The 15,136-nt window shown below is 71.7% G+C and carries 11 protein-coding genes; 6 read left to right on the forward strand and 5 right to left on the reverse strand.

Features of this window, described 5'->3' with window-relative positions:
* Nucleotides 1–32: 32 nt before the first annotated feature.
* The 4 genes from QCZ28_RS02020 to QCZ28_RS02035 all read right to left on the reverse strand — a co-directional run bounded on the left by QCZ28_RS02020 (nucleotide 33) and on the right by QCZ28_RS02035 (nucleotide 8,180).
* Nucleotides 33–2,534, reverse strand: coding sequence for an AAA family ATPase (locus tag QCZ28_RS02020; protein WP_279514935.1), 2,502 nt, complete (start codon nucleotides 2,532–2,534; stop codon nucleotides 33–35).
* A gap of 99 nt (nucleotides 2,535–2,633) precedes the next feature.
* Entirely contained in the window at nucleotides 2,634–5,660 is a 3,027-nt protein-coding gene (locus QCZ28_RS02025; RefSeq protein ID WP_279514936.1) for a S8 family serine peptidase, read from the reverse strand.
* Between the two features lie 525 nt (nucleotides 5,661–6,185).
* On the reverse strand, nucleotides 6,186–7,436 hold the full coding sequence (locus tag QCZ28_RS02030) for an HNH endonuclease signature motif containing protein (protein WP_279514937.1): 1,251 nt from the start codon (nucleotides 7,434–7,436) through the stop codon (nucleotides 6,186–6,188).
* A gap of 264 nt (nucleotides 7,437–7,700) precedes the next feature.
* Nucleotides 7,701–8,180 carry a helix-turn-helix domain-containing protein gene (locus QCZ28_RS02035; protein ID WP_279514938.1) on the reverse strand — a complete coding sequence of 160 codons (480 nt, stop codon included), beginning with the start codon at nucleotides 8,178–8,180 and terminating at the stop codon, nucleotides 7,701–7,703.
* A 103-nt stretch (nucleotides 8,181–8,283) separates the two neighbouring features.
* Here QCZ28_RS02035 and QCZ28_RS02040 point away from each other — a divergent pair, with 103 nt between their 5' ends.
* Nucleotides 8,284–9,846: an MFS transporter gene (locus QCZ28_RS02040; RefSeq protein WP_279514939.1), complete on the forward strand. Its 1,563-nt coding sequence runs from the start codon at nucleotides 8,284–8,286 to the stop codon at nucleotides 9,844–9,846.
* Nucleotides 9,847–10,001: 155 nt separating this feature from the next.
* On the opposite strand, the gene QCZ28_RS02045 is transcribed toward QCZ28_RS02040, so the two are convergent.
* Nucleotides 10,002–10,451, reverse strand: coding sequence for a helix-turn-helix domain-containing protein (locus QCZ28_RS02045; protein ID WP_279514940.1), 450 nt, complete (start codon nucleotides 10,449–10,451; stop codon nucleotides 10,002–10,004).
* A gap of 167 nt (nucleotides 10,452–10,618) precedes the next feature.
* Here QCZ28_RS02045 and QCZ28_RS02050 point away from each other — a divergent pair, with 167 nt between their 5' ends.
* From QCZ28_RS02050 to QCZ28_RS02070, 5 genes are all read left to right on the forward strand, one after another.
* Nucleotides 10,619–10,951 carry a nuclear transport factor 2 family protein gene (locus QCZ28_RS02050; protein WP_279514941.1) on the forward strand — a complete coding sequence of 111 codons (333 nt, stop codon included), beginning with the start codon at nucleotides 10,619–10,621 and terminating at the stop codon, nucleotides 10,949–10,951.
* A gap of 52 nt (nucleotides 10,952–11,003) precedes the next feature.
* On the forward strand, nucleotides 11,004–11,546 hold the full coding sequence (locus tag QCZ28_RS02055) for a TetR family transcriptional regulator (protein ID WP_279514942.1): 543 nt from the start codon (nucleotides 11,004–11,006) through the stop codon (nucleotides 11,544–11,546).
* A gap of 87 nt (nucleotides 11,547–11,633) precedes the next feature.
* Complete coding sequence (locus tag QCZ28_RS02060) at nucleotides 11,634–12,665, forward strand: medium chain dehydrogenase/reductase family protein (RefSeq protein ID WP_279514943.1); 1,032 nt, start codon at nucleotides 11,634–11,636, stop codon at nucleotides 12,663–12,665.
* A 117-nt stretch (nucleotides 12,666–12,782) separates the two neighbouring features.
* Complete coding sequence (locus QCZ28_RS02065; protein ID WP_279514944.1) at nucleotides 12,783–13,997, forward strand: PP2C family protein-serine/threonine phosphatase; 1,215 nt, start codon at nucleotides 12,783–12,785, stop codon at nucleotides 13,995–13,997.
* A 67-nt stretch (nucleotides 13,998–14,064) separates the two neighbouring features.
* Nucleotides 14,065–15,132 carry a DUF2855 family protein gene (locus tag QCZ28_RS02070; RefSeq protein ID WP_279514945.1) on the forward strand — a complete coding sequence of 356 codons (1,068 nt, stop codon included), beginning with the start codon at nucleotides 14,065–14,067 and terminating at the stop codon, nucleotides 15,130–15,132.
* The last annotated feature ends 4 nt before the right edge of the window (nucleotides 15,133–15,136 follow it).

Genomic DNA, 15,136 nt, shown 5'->3' on the forward strand with positions numbered 1-15,136 from the left:
GGGCGGGCCGTCGACCGACGGCCCGCCCCGGCTCAGGCCGGGACGAGGTCCCGGCAGCGGCGCAGGGCGGCCCGGGCCAGCGGCGTGTCCCGGCCCGCGATCCCGGCTTCCAGTTCGGCGACCGCCGCCGCGGCTCGCGCCGGTTCACCCTGCGCGGCCGCGGCCTCGGCCAGCACCAGCACCGCGTCGGCGGCCCACGCCAGGATGCCCTTCCCGCGTACCACCGACAGCGCCTCCGTCGCGTGCCGGACGGCCTCGTCCGGCTGCCTGGTCAGGGTCAGCCGGGCCAGCGCCGACAGCGTCTGCACCAGCGGCCAGATCGCACCGACGCGGCGGGCGTCGGCCACCACCTCCCGCAGCGCCCGCTCGGCCAGCGCCACCTCGTCCAGCCCGCCGGTCCTGTCGCCCAGGCCGTTCGCGGTGCCGCCGTTCGCGGTGCCGCCGTTCGCGGTGCCGCCGTTCGCGCCGCTGGCGGTGAGGGCCAGCACGGTGGCCAGTTCGGCCCGCGCGTCCAGCAGGGTGACCGGCATCCGCTCGGCGCTGGCAACCAGCCGGCTCAGCCGTTCGGCGAGCCCGTCCAGCCGGCCGGCGGCCCGGTCCAGTGACAACTGGGTCGCCTCCACCAGGGACGTCAGCCGCTCGTACCCGGTCTCCTCGACCAGCGCCCGGCCGGCCGCCAGCAACGCTTCGGCCTGCTCGGGATGACCGGCGTGCAGCGCGCCCTGCGCCCAGTTCAGGCAGGCGCGGGCGTGTTCGCGGGGCCGATCGGCCAACTCGGCGGACGCCCGCAGCTCCGTGATGATCGCCCAGGCCGCCGGGTCGCCCAACTCCAGCAGCAGCGAGGCCCGGGCGATGCGGACCGCGAGGTGCGACCCCGGATCCCCGCTGGCCGCAGCGGCGGTCTCCGCCTCCGTACAGCGGGCCAGGTGGTCGTCGACGTGCCGGCCCACGACGGTGTCGGGGGCCGCCAGCACCGCGAGCGCCGGGGCCTTGCGGCGCGGCGCGCGCAGGTACGGCACCGCACGCTCGATCTCGGTGTACCCGCGCAGCGCCTCGCCCTGCTGGCGCAGCATCCGACCCAGCACCAGGCCCAGCTCCCCTCGGGCGCCCGGCGGCAGCCGTCGGTCGGCGAGCAGCCGTTCCAGCACCGGGATCGCCTCGGCCTGGCTGAGCCCGTCGATGGCCGACCGGCCCAGCTTGGCGGCGAGTCGAACCCGTACCGGTCGGGGAAGCTCGGCGACGTCCATCGTCTGGAGCAGGAAGCTGGCGGCGGTTGCGTCGTCGCCGCGTTCGGTGGCCAGGTCGGCCGCCGCCTCGGCGTTGCGGACGAAGTCCGCCCCGCTGCCGGCCCGACGGTAGTGGTGCGCCAGCTGGGCCACCGGTCTCGGCAGTTCCTGCTCCAACACCCGCGCGACCCGCAGGTGCAGCCACTCCCGGCTCTCCCGGGGCACCAGGTCGTAGACCACCTGTCGGGCCAGGTCGTGGCGGAACCGCAGGCCGTCACCTGCGTCGTGCAGCAGGCCCGCCCGGTGTGCGGCGGTCAACGCCGCGCCGATCGCCACCCGGTCCAGGCTGAGCACCGCGGCGAGGATGCGCTGATCGGGCGTCATGCCCAGCACGGCCGCCGCGCCGAGCACCTCCCGGGTGGCCTCGTCGAGCGGGCGCAGCCGCCAGAGCAGCACGTCACGGAGGACGAACGGGACACTGTCGTCGGCCAACGGGTCGCCGCCCCGCTCGGCGAGCGTACGCAGCACCTCCTCGACCACGAACGGGATTCCGGCGGTGCGGTCGAGCAGGGCGGCGGTCAGCTGCTGCGGCGGGTCGTCGAGCCGCAGGGTGCGCGCCGCCAGCCGGCGGACGTCATCGGCGTCCAGCGGGCTGAGCGCGACGCGCGTGACGCTCCACGGGGGAGTCCGCGCCAGGGCGTCGTGGATCGGCGTGCTGCTCCCCGGCGTCGCCGTCCGCGCGGTCAGCAGCACGGCCAGCCCGTCCACCGGGTGGGTGCTCAGGTACGCGAGGAGTTCGCAGGTCGCCGGGTCGGCCCAGTGCAGATCCTCCAGCAGGAGGGTGGCGGGGCTCAGCGCGGCGAGCACCGCCGCGACGGCGCGGAACAGACGATGACGCTCGGCCGCCGGGTCGGTCAACGGGGGCGGCGCGTCCGGCAGGACGTCGGCGAGTTCGGGCAGCAGTGGCGCGAGGGCTCCGGCCACCGGGCTGAGTGGACCGGGTCGCTCGGTGCTGCCCCGGATCGCGTCCAGCAGCACGCCGAGCGGGAAGGGCTCGGGCACGTCGTCGCACTCGCCGACGAGGTGCCGCCCGGGGAGTTCGGCGAGCAGCTCGGCGACGAGCCGGCTCTTGCCGATTCCGGGCTCACCCTCGAGCAGGATCAGGCAGGGCGGGGTGGCGACGAGCCGGCGCAACTGGGCCAGTTCCGCCGTTCGGCCGACGAACTCGACGGGCCCGCGCAGACGTTCGGGGCGGACGGGAGTTGGGCTCCCGCCGCCCCGGGTCTTGTCCTCGCCGCCGTCGATCACCGTGGGGCGAGCAGATCATCTCTGCGGTTCCCGCCGGTCATCCGGCGGACCGGCGGTGACCTGAGTCACACGCCGATCCGCCGGGTCGGGGGAGCGGGGTCAGGACTGGACGGTGACCGGCACGGTCTTCAGCGAGCCGTCAGCGTTGCGGAACTCCAACACCCCGACGTAACGCTGCCCCGGGGCGAGACCGGACCAGCGCAGTGTCAGGTTCGCCGTCGCGCCCGGCTGCACGCTGCGCTGCTTCGGGTCGATGGTGAACCGGCCGGTGGAGGTGCCCGGCGCGCCCGGCAGGTAGCTGGTGATGGTGTACGCGTTGGCCTCGTCCTTGATGTTCTCGGTGAACTCCTGCTCGACGACCACGATGTAGTCACCGGCACCGTCGGGCAGGGCCACCTTCGCGCCGATCCGGGTGCTGGCCGTGGCGGTGACGAACTTCCCGGACATGTCGTAGACGTTGAGGCTGAACTCGGTGCACTCCATCACGCCCTCCTCGTCCTCCCAGTCGATGTGGGAGCAGGTGGGCCGTGCCGACGTCACGTGGATCTCCGGGCTGCGGGTGCCGGCCGGTACGTGCAGGGTGGTCCGGCTGATCGACGCGGGCAGCGGCACCGGCAGGTTGTTCGACGTGCTCCAGTCCCAGCTCGGCCCGTCACCCTTCAGGGTCACTGAGGTGCTGGTACCCGAGGTCAGGCCGGACAGCTGGGAGATCAGCTTGCCCTTGTAGCCGACCTCGGCGGCGATCCGGACGCTGCCGGAGGTGCCCGTGCCGGTGACGGCGTCGGGGGCGACCAGCCCGGAGTTGTGCACGACCAGCGGGCTGCGTACCGCGTGCTTGAACTGGTCGTGCCAGGTCAGCGAGCCGTCGGCCCAGGTGTCGAACGCGCCGCCGGTGTTGGTGACCTCGACGGTGAAGCGGGCGCTCTGGCCCGGACGGATCTGCATCTTCTTCGGGGTGACAGTGACCTTGTAGCCCGGCGGGGCCTGCACCGACGAGGTGTAGGTGCTGGTCTTGTCGCTGACGTTGGTGACCGTACGGGTCACGCTCTGCTTGCCGACCATCCGGCCCAGCGAGATCGACGGGTAGTTGAGCTGGGCGGTGTCGATCGCACCGATCGTGTCGCAACCGTCCAGGTCGGCGAGCCCGTAGTCGCTGCCCCGGTCGGCGGACACCCCGCACAGGTACTTGATCCAGTCCTGCTGGTTGGAGTCGTAGACCAGACCCGGGTCGAAGGCGCTGCCCGGCTTCACCTGACCGGCGCCGTAGTTCAGGGGAGTGGCGTCGTACGTGCCGATCTTGATGGGGTTGCCCTTGTCGGTGGTGTCCACCGCGCTGGTCATCAGCGCCGAGCGGACCGCTGCCGGCGACCAGTCGGGGTTCTTGGCCAGCAGCAGCGCGGCGATGCCGGCGATGTGCGGCGCGGCCATCGAGGTGCCCGACTCCAGGGCGAAGTCGTTGCCGCCGATGGACGGGGAGAACGCGGCGATGATGTCCTGACCGGGCGCGCTGATGTCCGGCTTGAGCAGCTCACCGGCGTTCAGGTTCGACGGGCCCGCCGAGGAGAACGCGGCGACGGCGGGAGCCTCGACCGTCTCCAGCTTGCTCGGCGAGATGGTCGCCGTGGCGTTGCCCTTGGCGACGTACGCGGTGACAGTGGCCAGGTCGACCTCGTTGATGTGCACTGTCGGCACGGCCTGCACGTCGGCGTTCAGGGAGTTCAGCTCTTCGTTGTACAGCACCATGCCGACGCCGCCGGCCCGCGCCACCTCGATGCTCTTGTCGGTACGCGGGATCTCGCCGCGCAGGCAGAGCACGATCGCGCCCTTGACCTTGGCCGGGTCCAACGTGTCGTCGGCGCAGAGGCCCGCACCGTAGGCGCCGTCCGGGTCGACCGCGCTGTCCTTCGCGAAGACCAGGCGGGCCGGCCCGACGCCGGTCTCGCCCATGCCCACACCGGCGATGGTGGTGCCGTCGCCGAGGGTGAGCGTGCGGCTGTTCTGCCGGTCGGTGGTGCTCGCGGCAACAGTGGTCAGCCACGGCGTCGAGTTGTCGACGGTGTTGGCGAACGGGCCGGAGTTGCCGGCGGCGGCGGCGACGAAGACCCCGGCGGCGGCCGCGTTGAAGAACGTCGCGTCGACGGCACCGAACCGCTCGGTGTCGTCACCGATCGAGTAGTTGATCACGTCGACGCCGTCCGCGACCGCGTCGTCGATGGCGTGCACGATGTCGATGTCGGTGCCGGTCGCTCCGCCCGCACCGTTGTCGTACAGCGCCTTGTAGATCGCCAACCGCGCGGCCGGCGCCATGCCGGAGATCATGCCCAGGTCCTGGTTGCCCGACGTGGCCCGCACGCCGTGGATGCCGGCGGCGGTGCTGGCGGTGTGGGTGCCGTGGCCGTTGCGGTCGCGCGGCGAGGAGTAGTCGTCCGGGAACGCGTCGGCGATGCCACTGTCGTTGTACCAGCGTGCCCCGATCACCTTGTTGTTGCAGGTCACCGGTGCTTCGACGCCAACGTCGCAGGTGCCCTTCCACTTGGCGTCGATCACGGCCTGGTCGGGGCGCGGGCTGGGCAGCGGCGCGAAGCTCGCGCTCTCCGGCCAGTATCCGCTGTCGATGACCCCGATGATCACACCCTCACCCGCGTGGGGGTCGCCGCCGAACTCCTTGTCCCACACCCCGCCCTTGCCGGTCAGGCCCAGGTAGTCGGGGGTGTGTGCGGTGGCGGCGTGCACCTTCTGGCTCTCGTACACCGCGCGGACACCCTTGGTGGCGCGCAGCCGGGCGGCCTGCGGCCCGGTCAGGTCGGCGGCGAAGCCGTTGAACGCGGTCTCCATGGTGACGCGGGTGCGCTCGGCGGGCACGCCGACCCGGTCCAGCACCGACTTGCGCTGCTGACGCAGGTGGTCCCGGTACGCGTTGGCGTTCCCGGACGTACGGTTCAGCTTCGCCCCGTCGGCCGGCTTGGTGGCGGCGATCCCGGGAACCCCGCCGGTGTAGGTGGCGAGCGGCTCCTCGGCGAGCTGGACGAGGTAGCGGGCGGTCGGTCCGCTGCTTGCCGGCGCGGCGGTGGCGCTGGCGGGCAGGCTGGTCAGGCCGGCCGCGGTCAGCGCCACGGCGGCCAGCATGCTGACCCCGTGCCTGGCCCGTCCGGTCCGATGGGTGTTCGGTTGTGGCACGTCGTTGCCTCCACGTTCGGTGCCGGCCGCCACGACTGATGACGGTGGCCGAAACCTAGGATCGGTACCGATCATCGAGAAGCACTCGTAACCTGGCCGTCATCTTGGAAACAAGCTCGTAACACAACGGGTACTTTGCGCGTCATTTAGGAACGCCGACTTGGGGGGTCTGTGGCATTTGGTCGGTTGCCCGTGCCGTCCGTCGACTCGGCTTTCGTGGTCTTCGACGCACAGGGTTCCGGCTGCCTGTCCTACGGGGTCGAGGCTTGGCGGGCAACAACGATCAGCGCCGGGTCGTGGAACGAGCGACGAGTCAGCCCGCCTGCTGTCGAACGGACGAAGAGCAGCGCCAGCCCACGGCTTGGCCACCGGGGAAGCAACTTTCCTTGCCCTTGGAGCACATGTTCCCTTGCTTCGAACCATGTGCGGACTGACCGCCCGGCTTCACGGGGCCGGCCGGGCGGCTGGCTGCTCTCATGTTCGTCGGTGGTAGTGGTTGCGGCGGGGGAGTTGTTCGGGGTCGAGCCATGCGGGTGGGGTGAATTCGGGGTGGCCGTCGTCGGCGAGTCGCACGGTCCAGTCGCTGTGGTGAAGGTGTCGGTGGTGGTGGCCGCAGAGCAGGACGGCGTTGTCGAGATTGGTGCGCCCGCCGTCGGCCCAGTGGTGGATGTGGTGGGCGTGGCACCAGCGGGGTGGGCGGTCGCAGCCGGGGAAGGCGCAGCCGCGGTCGCGTAGGACGAGGGCGCGGCGGAGGGGGCCGGTGATGAGGCGGCGTTGTCGGCCGACGTCGAGGACCTGGCTGGTGCTGCCGAGGACGGCGGGCAGGATGGTGGCGTCGCAGGCGAGCCGGCGCACGGTTTCGGGGGTGAGGTGGAGGCCGGTGTCCAGGGTGCCGGTGGACAACTGCCGGGTCAGCTCGTCGTAGGTGGTGGTGACGACGATCTGGGCGGGGTCGCCGCTGCTGTCGGGCAACTCGCCGGTGCGCAGGGCCAGGCGGCAGACGTCGGCGAGAGCGTCGTGGCGGCGTTGCCCGGCGGAACGGGAGTCGTCAGGGCCGGAGGGGGCGGTCTGTGGGTCGATGGCGGCGCGCAGGAGGCCGGCGGTTTCGGCGTCGAGGGTGGCGGTGAGTCGGAGTCGGCCGTCGGTCTGCACGGAGAGGGTGAGGTGTCGGTCGCGGGCGGCGCGGCGGGCGTCGGCGTCGAGCGCGGCGTGGGCGGCGGCGTCGGCGAGGTCGGGGGCGACGTGGTCCAGGATGCGGGTGCCGAGCTTGCGCAGCACAGTGGGGTCGAACTGCCCGGCCCAGCCGACGAGCACACCAACCGCCTTGTCAGCGACCTCTGCACCGGCGGTGGTGTGCACGGTGTCGACCGTGTCGGTGATGACCCGGGCCTGGTCGAGGGTGACGTGTCCGTCGGCGAGCGCGTGTCGTACCCCGGGGTTGCCGGTGTCGAGGGCGGTGGCGAGGTCGACGAGGCGGCGGGCGGCCGTGATGGTGAGTCGCAGTCGCTCGCGTAGCCAGACCGGGGTGCAGGACGCGCCGTGGGCGGTGGCGGTGCTGCGGCCGTCGATCTCACGGATCAGGGCCAGCTTCACGGCGGCGAGGCGTTGCTCCAAGCGGTGCGCGGCGTCGAGCGCGGCGATCAGGTCGGGCTCCGCAAGGGCCCAGGCGGCGGCGTCGACGCAGGCGGCAACGGCGGCGTCTGCCTGCGCCAACTCCTCGACCATGACCAGAGACTAGAACAGGTGTACGACACTTTTAGTCATCATGATCGATTGACGGCGCAGCCGCCCACGGCGATCCACCCGAAGCGCCTGCGGGATGCCCACCCAGCCCGAGATGCTGGGTGGCCGGCTGGTCGGGCGGCTGTTCGCCGCGCTGTTCGCCGCGCTGTTCGCCGCGCTGTTCGCTGCGGGGGCCGGGCTGCTCCGGGTTGACAGGCGCGTGACCGGGTGGCGCGGCGGCACCGGTCCGGCCGTGGCCCCGGAGTGTCAGTCGCGCCGGACGAGACCCGGGCCGGCGGTGATATCGATGTCGCCGTCCGCGACGTCGTGACCGGCGGCGCAGCGGAGTACCGCGCGGATCGGCTCGCCGCAGTCGTGGTGGGTGGCGATGACCGACGGGCCGGTGTCGGTGGGGGCCCAGGTGTCGCCCCAGTTGCGCAGCGCGGTGATGACCGGCAGGAGTGCGCGCCCCTTGCTGGTGAGTTGGTACTCGTGGCGGGTGCGCTGCCCTGGCTCGCGGTAGGGGATTCGTTCGAGCAGGTCGGCGGCGACCATCTCCTTGAGTCGGGCGGCCATGGCGGGCTCGCCGACGCCGACCCGGCGGACGAAGTCGTCGAAGCGGCGCGTGCCGAGCAGGGCCTCGCGCATGATCAGGACCGTCGACCTGCTGCCCACGATGTCCATCGCCCGGGCCACCGAGCAGTTCTCGCTCGTCCAGGAATCGCGGTCGTCTCGTAGGTCCTTCATGCCGTCCAGCGTACCTGGCTTGCGTTAGGGCTAGCCAGGTGCTTCACTGGGTCGCGCTGACTTCAGCATACGCAAGTCAGCCCATCAGCCTGAAGGATCTTCAGTGACCACCAGCACCGCAACCCCGATCCCACCCGGCGCGGCAGCACCCGGGCCGGCAGCTACCGCCCGCTCATCCCTGCGCGGCTCCCGCGCGGTGACCCTGATCGCCACCTGTCTGGGCGCGATGATCACGTTCCTCCAGATCACCGCGACGGTCTCCGCGCTGACCACGATCCAGCGGGACCTGGGCGTCGACCCGACCACGCTGGTCTGGATCCCCAGCGCCTACACCCTGATGGTGGCGAGCGTCGTGCTCTCCGCGGCCACCCTGGGCAACCGCTACGGGCGTAAGCGCATGTTCGCCGCCGGGGTCGTCGCGATGATCGTCGGCGCTGCCGTCGTGGCCGGCGCTCCGACCGTCGGCTGGGTGATCGCCGGACAGTTGGTCGCCGGCCTCGGTGGTGCCCTGATCCTGCCGAACAGCCTGGCGATCCTCGGCGCGACCTTCACCGACCCGCACCGCCGGACCGAGGTCATCACCGCCTGGTCAGCGGCGTCCGGCATCGGGCTCGCGATCGGCCCGCTGATCGCCGGTGCCCTGCTGCAGCACTACCAGTGGCACAGCGTCTACCTGTCGACGATCGCGCTGGGCCTGGTCACCCTCGTCGTCGCCGTCGTCGGGGTGGCCGAGTCCCGGCCGAGCGCCGCCCGGCTCGACGTGCCCGGCCTGCTGCTGGGCACCGTCGCCATCGCGGCCGCCGTCTACGCGCTGATCCAGGGCGGCAAGGTCGGCTACACCAGCCCGGTGGTGTCGACGGCCTGGGTCGTCGCGGCCGTCGCACTTGTCGCGTTCGTGCTGGTCGAGCTGCGGACCAGCGCGCCGATGCTCGACGTACGGCTGTTCCGGTCCGCGTCTTTCAGCGCTGTCATGGTCGTCGGTGCGGTGTCGCTGTTCGGTTTCACCGGCGTGGCGATCCTGCTGGTCCTCTTCCACGAGCGTGCTCAGGCGCTCAGCCCGCTGGACACCGGGTGGCGGCTGCTGGTGCTCTTCGGTGTCTACGTGCTGGTCGCCTTCGGTGCCGGGCGGGCGATTCGTCGTACCGGATTCAAGGCGCCACTGACCCTCGGCCTGGTCCTCGGCGCGGTGGCCAGCTTCGCGCTGGCGAACCAGGGGCCGACCACGTCGTTCGGTCACCGGTGGGCGTTGTTCGCGTTGTTCGGCGGGGCCAGCGCGCTGGTGGTGGCCCCGGCGACCGCGGCGGCACTGGCCAGCGTCGCGCCCGCCCAGGCCGGGATGGCCTCCGGGGCGGTCAATGCGGCGCGCCAGGTCGGCTCGGTGCTCGGCTCGTCCCTGCTCGGCACGCTCCTCACCACCACGATGGTGGCCGACCTGCCGGGCCGGCTCGCCGCACACCAGGTCGACGAACCCACCCGGACCGCCGTGCAGGCGGCGGTGGCCTCCGGGGCCAACGGCGACCAGCCACTACCCGACCCGGTCCGGGCGGCGATCGCGGAGGCGCTGACCTCCGGTGTCCAGGCCGGGCTACGGATCAACGGCGTCGTCTTCCTCGTCGCCGCCGTGCTCGCGCTCACCCTCATCCGCAACCGGCCGCACCAGCACTAGGGTCTGTTCCATAAGAACTGGCCGGCCTGCGGCGGGCCCGGACGACGCCCGGCCGCGCCTTGCCGGATCGCCGCCCGGACTCCGCCTCGGCTCGACCGCCCTTATGGAACAGGCCCTAGGGCCGGACCGCGTCGGGCCGCCGGAGTGCGCGCCGGTCACCGCTGCGGCGGGGCCGGCCGGGTGGGGATGTGCTCGTAGCGCTTGCGCATGGTTTCGCTGGCGGCCGGGCCGGCGGCGAACACGAAGGTGGCGTCGTCGAGCGGGCGACCGGTGTTGCTGTCGACGAGCACCGGGTCGGCCTCCACCCCGGTGGCCCGGTCGACGAGGATCATGCTGCGCTCGCTCGGATCGAGGCGTGAGTTGCCCCAGGCCGCGAGGGCGACGATGACCGGCCGCAGGCTGCGGCCGAGGTCGGTGAGGACGTACTCGTAGCGGTCCGGTCTGGTCTGGTATCGGCGACGTTCCAGCAGCCCCTGGCCGGTGAGGGTCTTGAGCCGGCTGGTCAGGATGCTGGACGAGACGCCCAGATTGGCCTGGAACTGATCGAACCGGGTGTAGCCGTCGAAGGCGTCGTGCAGGATCAGCATCGTCCACCACTCACCCACGTGGCCCAGCGCACTGGACAACGGGCATTCGCGGTCCGCCAAGCGGATCTTTCCGGCCACAACCGTGCCCTCTCCCGAGTAGGTGCTACTGTCGAAGTTAGTAGGTGCTGTTTCGGAAGTAACCATACGACGGGCCCTCGGCGACGTCGGAGAGGGACGAGGAGACCATGACCGCCACCCAGGCCACACCAGCCATCATTCGCCGCTACTTCGCGCTCGCCGGCCAGCCCGACTCCGAGGACTACTTCGCTCTCTTCGCCGAGGACGCCGTGGTCGAGGACGAGTCGAACGAGTACCGGGGCATCGAGGCCATCCGTCAGTGGCGTCGTGCCGTACCGCTGGTGTCGTACGAGATCACCGACGTCGAGGAGACTCCCGCCGGCGCGGTGGTTACCGCCACGATCACCGGCGACTTCCCCGGCAGCCCGTTCGCCGGCCTCCGGTACCGCTTCAGCGACTACGACAACAGTGCGATCCGGATGCTGCGCATCGCGCCCTGACCGCTGAACGGCGAACTTGACGATCGTTGTTTGTGAGTGCACACTTACAAACATGCGATCGACCGCCGAGGCCCGCCGGGTCACCGTCCTGAACACCGCGGTGTCGGTGTTCGCGCGCGCCGGCTTCCACGCCACACCGGTCACCGCAGTGGCCGCCGCCGCCGGCATCTCCGAGGCGTACGTCTTCCGGCTCTTCGCCGGCAAGCTCGGGTTGTTCGTGGCGGCGGCCGGCGCGTGCTTCGACCGGATCGCCGAGGCGATCGAGGCGGGCGCCGAGCGTGCCACGGGCGACAGTCCGGAGGGGATCCTCGACGCCATGGGCGGTGCGTACGCGGAGCTGATCGCCGATCGCGACCTGCTGCTCTTTCAGGTGCAGGCGCAGGCGGTCACGGACATCCCGGAGATCGCCGAGGCGGTGCGGGCCGGCTACCGGCGGGTCGCCACCTTCGTGCAGGATCGGGCCGGTGCCAGCGACGCGCAGGTGCAGCAGTTCTTCGCGTACGGCCAGTTGTGCCACCTGATCGTGACCGCCGGTCTGGAGCAGGTCCCGGAGCCCTGGGCCCGTGCCCTGACCGCCGGCATTCGCCACCCCTGACCTAACCCGATGTCGGGCCGCTTCGGCGGCCCACTCTTCGGCCTCGACAAGTGTGTGAGTGCACACTTACAAACAAGGGAGAATCCGATGACGACCGACGCGATGATCACCGAAGTGGTGCTGCCCGGCGTGGTGGAGCCCGACGGACTCCAGCTGCGCCAACGCCCGATGCCAGTCCCCGGCCGGGGGCAGGCGCTCGTCCAGGTCGAGGCGACCGGCATCTCGTTCGCCGAGCAGCAGATGCGCCACGCGCTCTACCCCGGCCAGCCGAAGTTCCCGTTCGTGCCCGGCTACGACCTCGTCGGCACCGTCCGGGCGGTCGGTCCCGGCGGTGACGACGCCCTGGTCGGCGAACGGGTGGCGGCGGTCACCAAGACCGGTGGCTGGGCCACCCACGCGCTGGTCGACCTCGACGCCCTGACCCCCGTACCGACCGGCCTGGACCCCGCCGCGGCCGAGACCGTCGTCGTCAACGGGGTGACCGCCTGGCAGATGCTGCGCGACGCCGACCTGACGGCCGGGCAGACCATCCTCGTGCACGGCGCGAACGGCGGCGTCGGGAGCGTGCTCGTCCAGCTCGGCCGGCACCTCGGGCTGCGGGTCATCGGCACCGCCGCCGCACGGCACCACGCCGGCCTACGTGAACTCGGCGTCGAACCGCTCGACTACCGCGACCCGGACATGGCCGCCCACGTTCGCGAGCTGTCGCCGCGTGGCGTCGACGCCGTCTTCGACCCGGTCGCGGGCCCGGGCGTCCGCACCTCGTACGCCCTGCTCGCCCCGGGCGGCAAGCTGGTCGTCTACGGCAACGCCGCAGCCGTGGGCACCGGGCAGTCGGTCCTCTGGGTCTTCGTGAAGCTGTTGGCCCGCCTCTACACCTGGAACGCGCTGCCCAACGGTCACCGGGCTGGCTTCTACAACTTCTGGGCCGGTCAGCTCACCCGCCGCGCCGCGTTCCGCCGCCGCCTGCGTACCGACCTCGGCACCGTGCTCGACCTGCTGCGACAGGGAGTGATCGTGCCGCGGATCGCCGCCCGCTACCCGCTCGACGAGGTCTCCGCCGCGCTGGCGTTCGCCGAGGCGCGCAGCCGGGCCGGCAAGGTGGTGCTGGAGCCCTGAGCGCCGGCACGCTCGCGCCGAGGCGACTCGGTGGCCGCCGGGTGCCAGCCGGGCGGGGTAGCCTCACCGCTCGCACCAGATGCTCCTGCGAGCGGGCAGGACAGGGGGAGGTGGAGCGTGGTCGACGTCGGCGAGGTGGTGCGTTGGTTGCAGCTCAACGCGCCCCAGGGCGGTCCGGACGAGGTGTCGCGGCTGGTGACCCGGGCCGCGCCCATGATCAATGCCAGCGAGATCGTGATCTATCTGGCCGACTACAAGCAGACCCTCCTCGTCCCGTTGCTCGACGCGGGCTCCGACCGGGAGCAGTTGTCGATCGAGACGACGCTCGCCGGTCGGGCCTTCACCACCCTCGACATCCAGCGCGCGCCCGACAGCCCGGACCGGGTGTGGGTGCCGCTGCTGCTCGGGTGCGAGCGGATGGGCGTACTGGAGATCGTCTCGCCGGCCGCCGCCGACCAGACAATGGATGCTCCGGTCTGGGAGGTGGCGGTCAACGTCGCCCAGATCCTGGTCAACCGCCGGTCCTACGGTGACGTGGTCGAGCGGATGCGGCGGCGGATGCCGATGCAGGTCGCGGCCGAGATCGTGTGGGGCCTGCTGCCGCCGCTGACCTTCGCCACCGACGATCTGGTGGTCACCGCCATCCTCGAACCGTGCTACGACGTCGGCGGCGACATCTTCGACTACGCGTTGAACGGTGACGTGCTCAGCGTCGGGCTCTTCGACACCTGTGGGCACGGCATCAAGGCGAGCACTCTGGCGTCGCTGGTGGTCAGCGCGTACCGCAACGCCCGTCGGTGCGGCCTCGACCTGGTCGACACGGCGATCAGCATCGACCGGTGGGTGCGGTCCGAGCACCCGAACTTCTTCGCCACCGGGTTGCTGATCGAGTTGGACCGTCGGACCGGGCACCTCAGCATGATCAACGCGGGGCATCCCGGTGCCATGCTGCTGCGCGACGGCAAGGCCGTCCGGGAACTTCCGGGGCCGACGGCTCTGCCGCTGGGGCTGGGTCACCTGTCCGCTCGCCGACCCCGCGTGCACGTGGAGAATCTGCACCCGGGCGACCGCCTGCTCGCCTACACCGACGGCATCACCGACGCCCGTAGCGCGCAGGGTGAGCAGTTCGGGCTGGACCGGCTCGTCGACTTCGTCAACCGCGCCCTCAACGACGGGCTGCCCAGCCCAGAGACGATGCGTCGGCTGGTCCGCGCGGTGGTCAGCTATCAGGACGACCATCTGGAGGACGACGCGACAGCCCTCTTCGTGGAGTGGCGGCCGCCGCACCTGCCGCTCGCGCATCTGCGTGGCCTCGCCGCCGCCGGCTCCTGAGCGAGTAGTGGGATTTTGCACTCGCAGTGCACTTGTCTCCGATTGCGGGGCTGTCTAGCGTCACCTCATGGCTGACTCATGGACCTTCGCGGTGGCTCGGGACGACCTCGGGAAGACCACGCTCGTCGATGGCCCCGTCCCCGCCGTGGCCGACGGCGAGGCGCTGCTGCGCGTGGACCGCGTCGGCCTCACCGCCAACAACGTGACCTACGCGGTGCTCGGTGACGCGATGCGCTACTGGCAGTTCTTCCCGCCGGCCGCCCAGGGGCTCGGACCGCAGTGGGGCCTGCCGCCGCTCTGGGGCTTCGCCGAGGTGGTCGACTCGGCGGTGGCGGGGGTCGAGGTGGGGCAGCGGATCTACGGTTACCTCCCGCCCGCCGGTCACCTCGTGGTGCGCCCGGACCGGGTAGACGGGTCCGGGTTCCGCGAGGCGAGCCCGCACCGGGTCGAGCTGCCGTCGCCGTACAACGCGTACCGGTCGACCATCGGCGACCCGGCGTACCAGCGCGACCAGGAGGATCTGCTGATCCTGTTCCGGCCGCTCTTCTTCACCTCGTTCATGCTGGCCGACCAGGTTGTCGACAACGACTTCTACGGCGCCGAGGCGCTGCTGGTGTCGTCGGCGTCGAGCAAGACCGCGTACGCCGCCGCGTTCGAACTGCACCGGCGCGGGCCGCGCCTGGTCGGTCTCACCTCACCCGGCAACCTGGCCTTCACCAGGTCGCTCGGCTGCTACGACGAGGTCGTCTCGTACGACGACATCGACGCCCTCGACGTGGTCCCGACCGTCTACCTCGACCTGTCCGGCGCGCACTCGACCCGTGCCGCCCTGCGGCGGCGCCTCGGTGACCGGCTCGTCCGGGACATCGCTGTCGGGCTCACCAACCAGACGCCGAACGCCGCTGCCGCCGAGGAGGTGTTCTTCGCGCCGGTGCAGATGCGCAAGCGCGGCCACGACTGGGGCCGCGACGGGCTCGACGAGCGGTTCACCGCGGCGTGGCAACGCTTCGCCGCCGTGGTGAGCGGGTGGCTCGACGTTCGGGTCGGTGTCGGGCCGACGGCGCTGCAACACGCGTGGCTCGACGTTCTCGCCGGTCGTACGCCGCCACGGGTGGGCCACGTCGTCCAGCTCTGACCGG

It is taken from the genome of Micromonospora sp. DH14 (genome assembly GCF_029809455.1).
GTDB lineage: Bacteria > Actinomycetota > Actinomycetes > Mycobacteriales > Micromonosporaceae > Micromonospora > Micromonospora parva.

Bases quoted from the DNA above. Each gene is read 5' to 3' on its own strand.
- QCZ28_RS02055 (WP_279514942.1), top strand. From the start codon at position 11,004: ATGCGATCGACCGCCGAGGCCCGCCGGGTCACCGTCCTGAACACCGCG.
- QCZ28_RS02030 (WP_279514937.1), bottom strand. From the start codon at position 7,436: ATGGTCGAGGAGTTGGCGCAGGCAGACGCCGCCGTTGCCGCCTGCGTC.
- QCZ28_RS02060 (WP_279514943.1), top strand. From the start codon at position 11,634: ATGACGACCGACGCGATGATCACCGAAGTGGTGCTGCCCGGCGTGGTG.
- QCZ28_RS02070 (WP_279514945.1), top strand. From the start codon at position 14,065: ATGGCTGACTCATGGACCTTCGCGGTGGCTCGGGACGACCTCGGGAAG.
- QCZ28_RS02025 (WP_279514936.1), bottom strand. From the start codon at position 5,660: ATGCTGGCCGCCGTGGCGCTGACCGCGGCCGGCCTGACCAGCCTGCCC.
- QCZ28_RS02050 (WP_279514941.1), top strand. From the start codon at position 10,619: ATGACCGCCACCCAGGCCACACCAGCCATCATTCGCCGCTACTTCGCG.
- QCZ28_RS02035 (WP_279514938.1), bottom strand. From the start codon at position 8,180: ATGAAGGACCTACGAGACGACCGCGATTCCTGGACGAGCGAGAACTGC.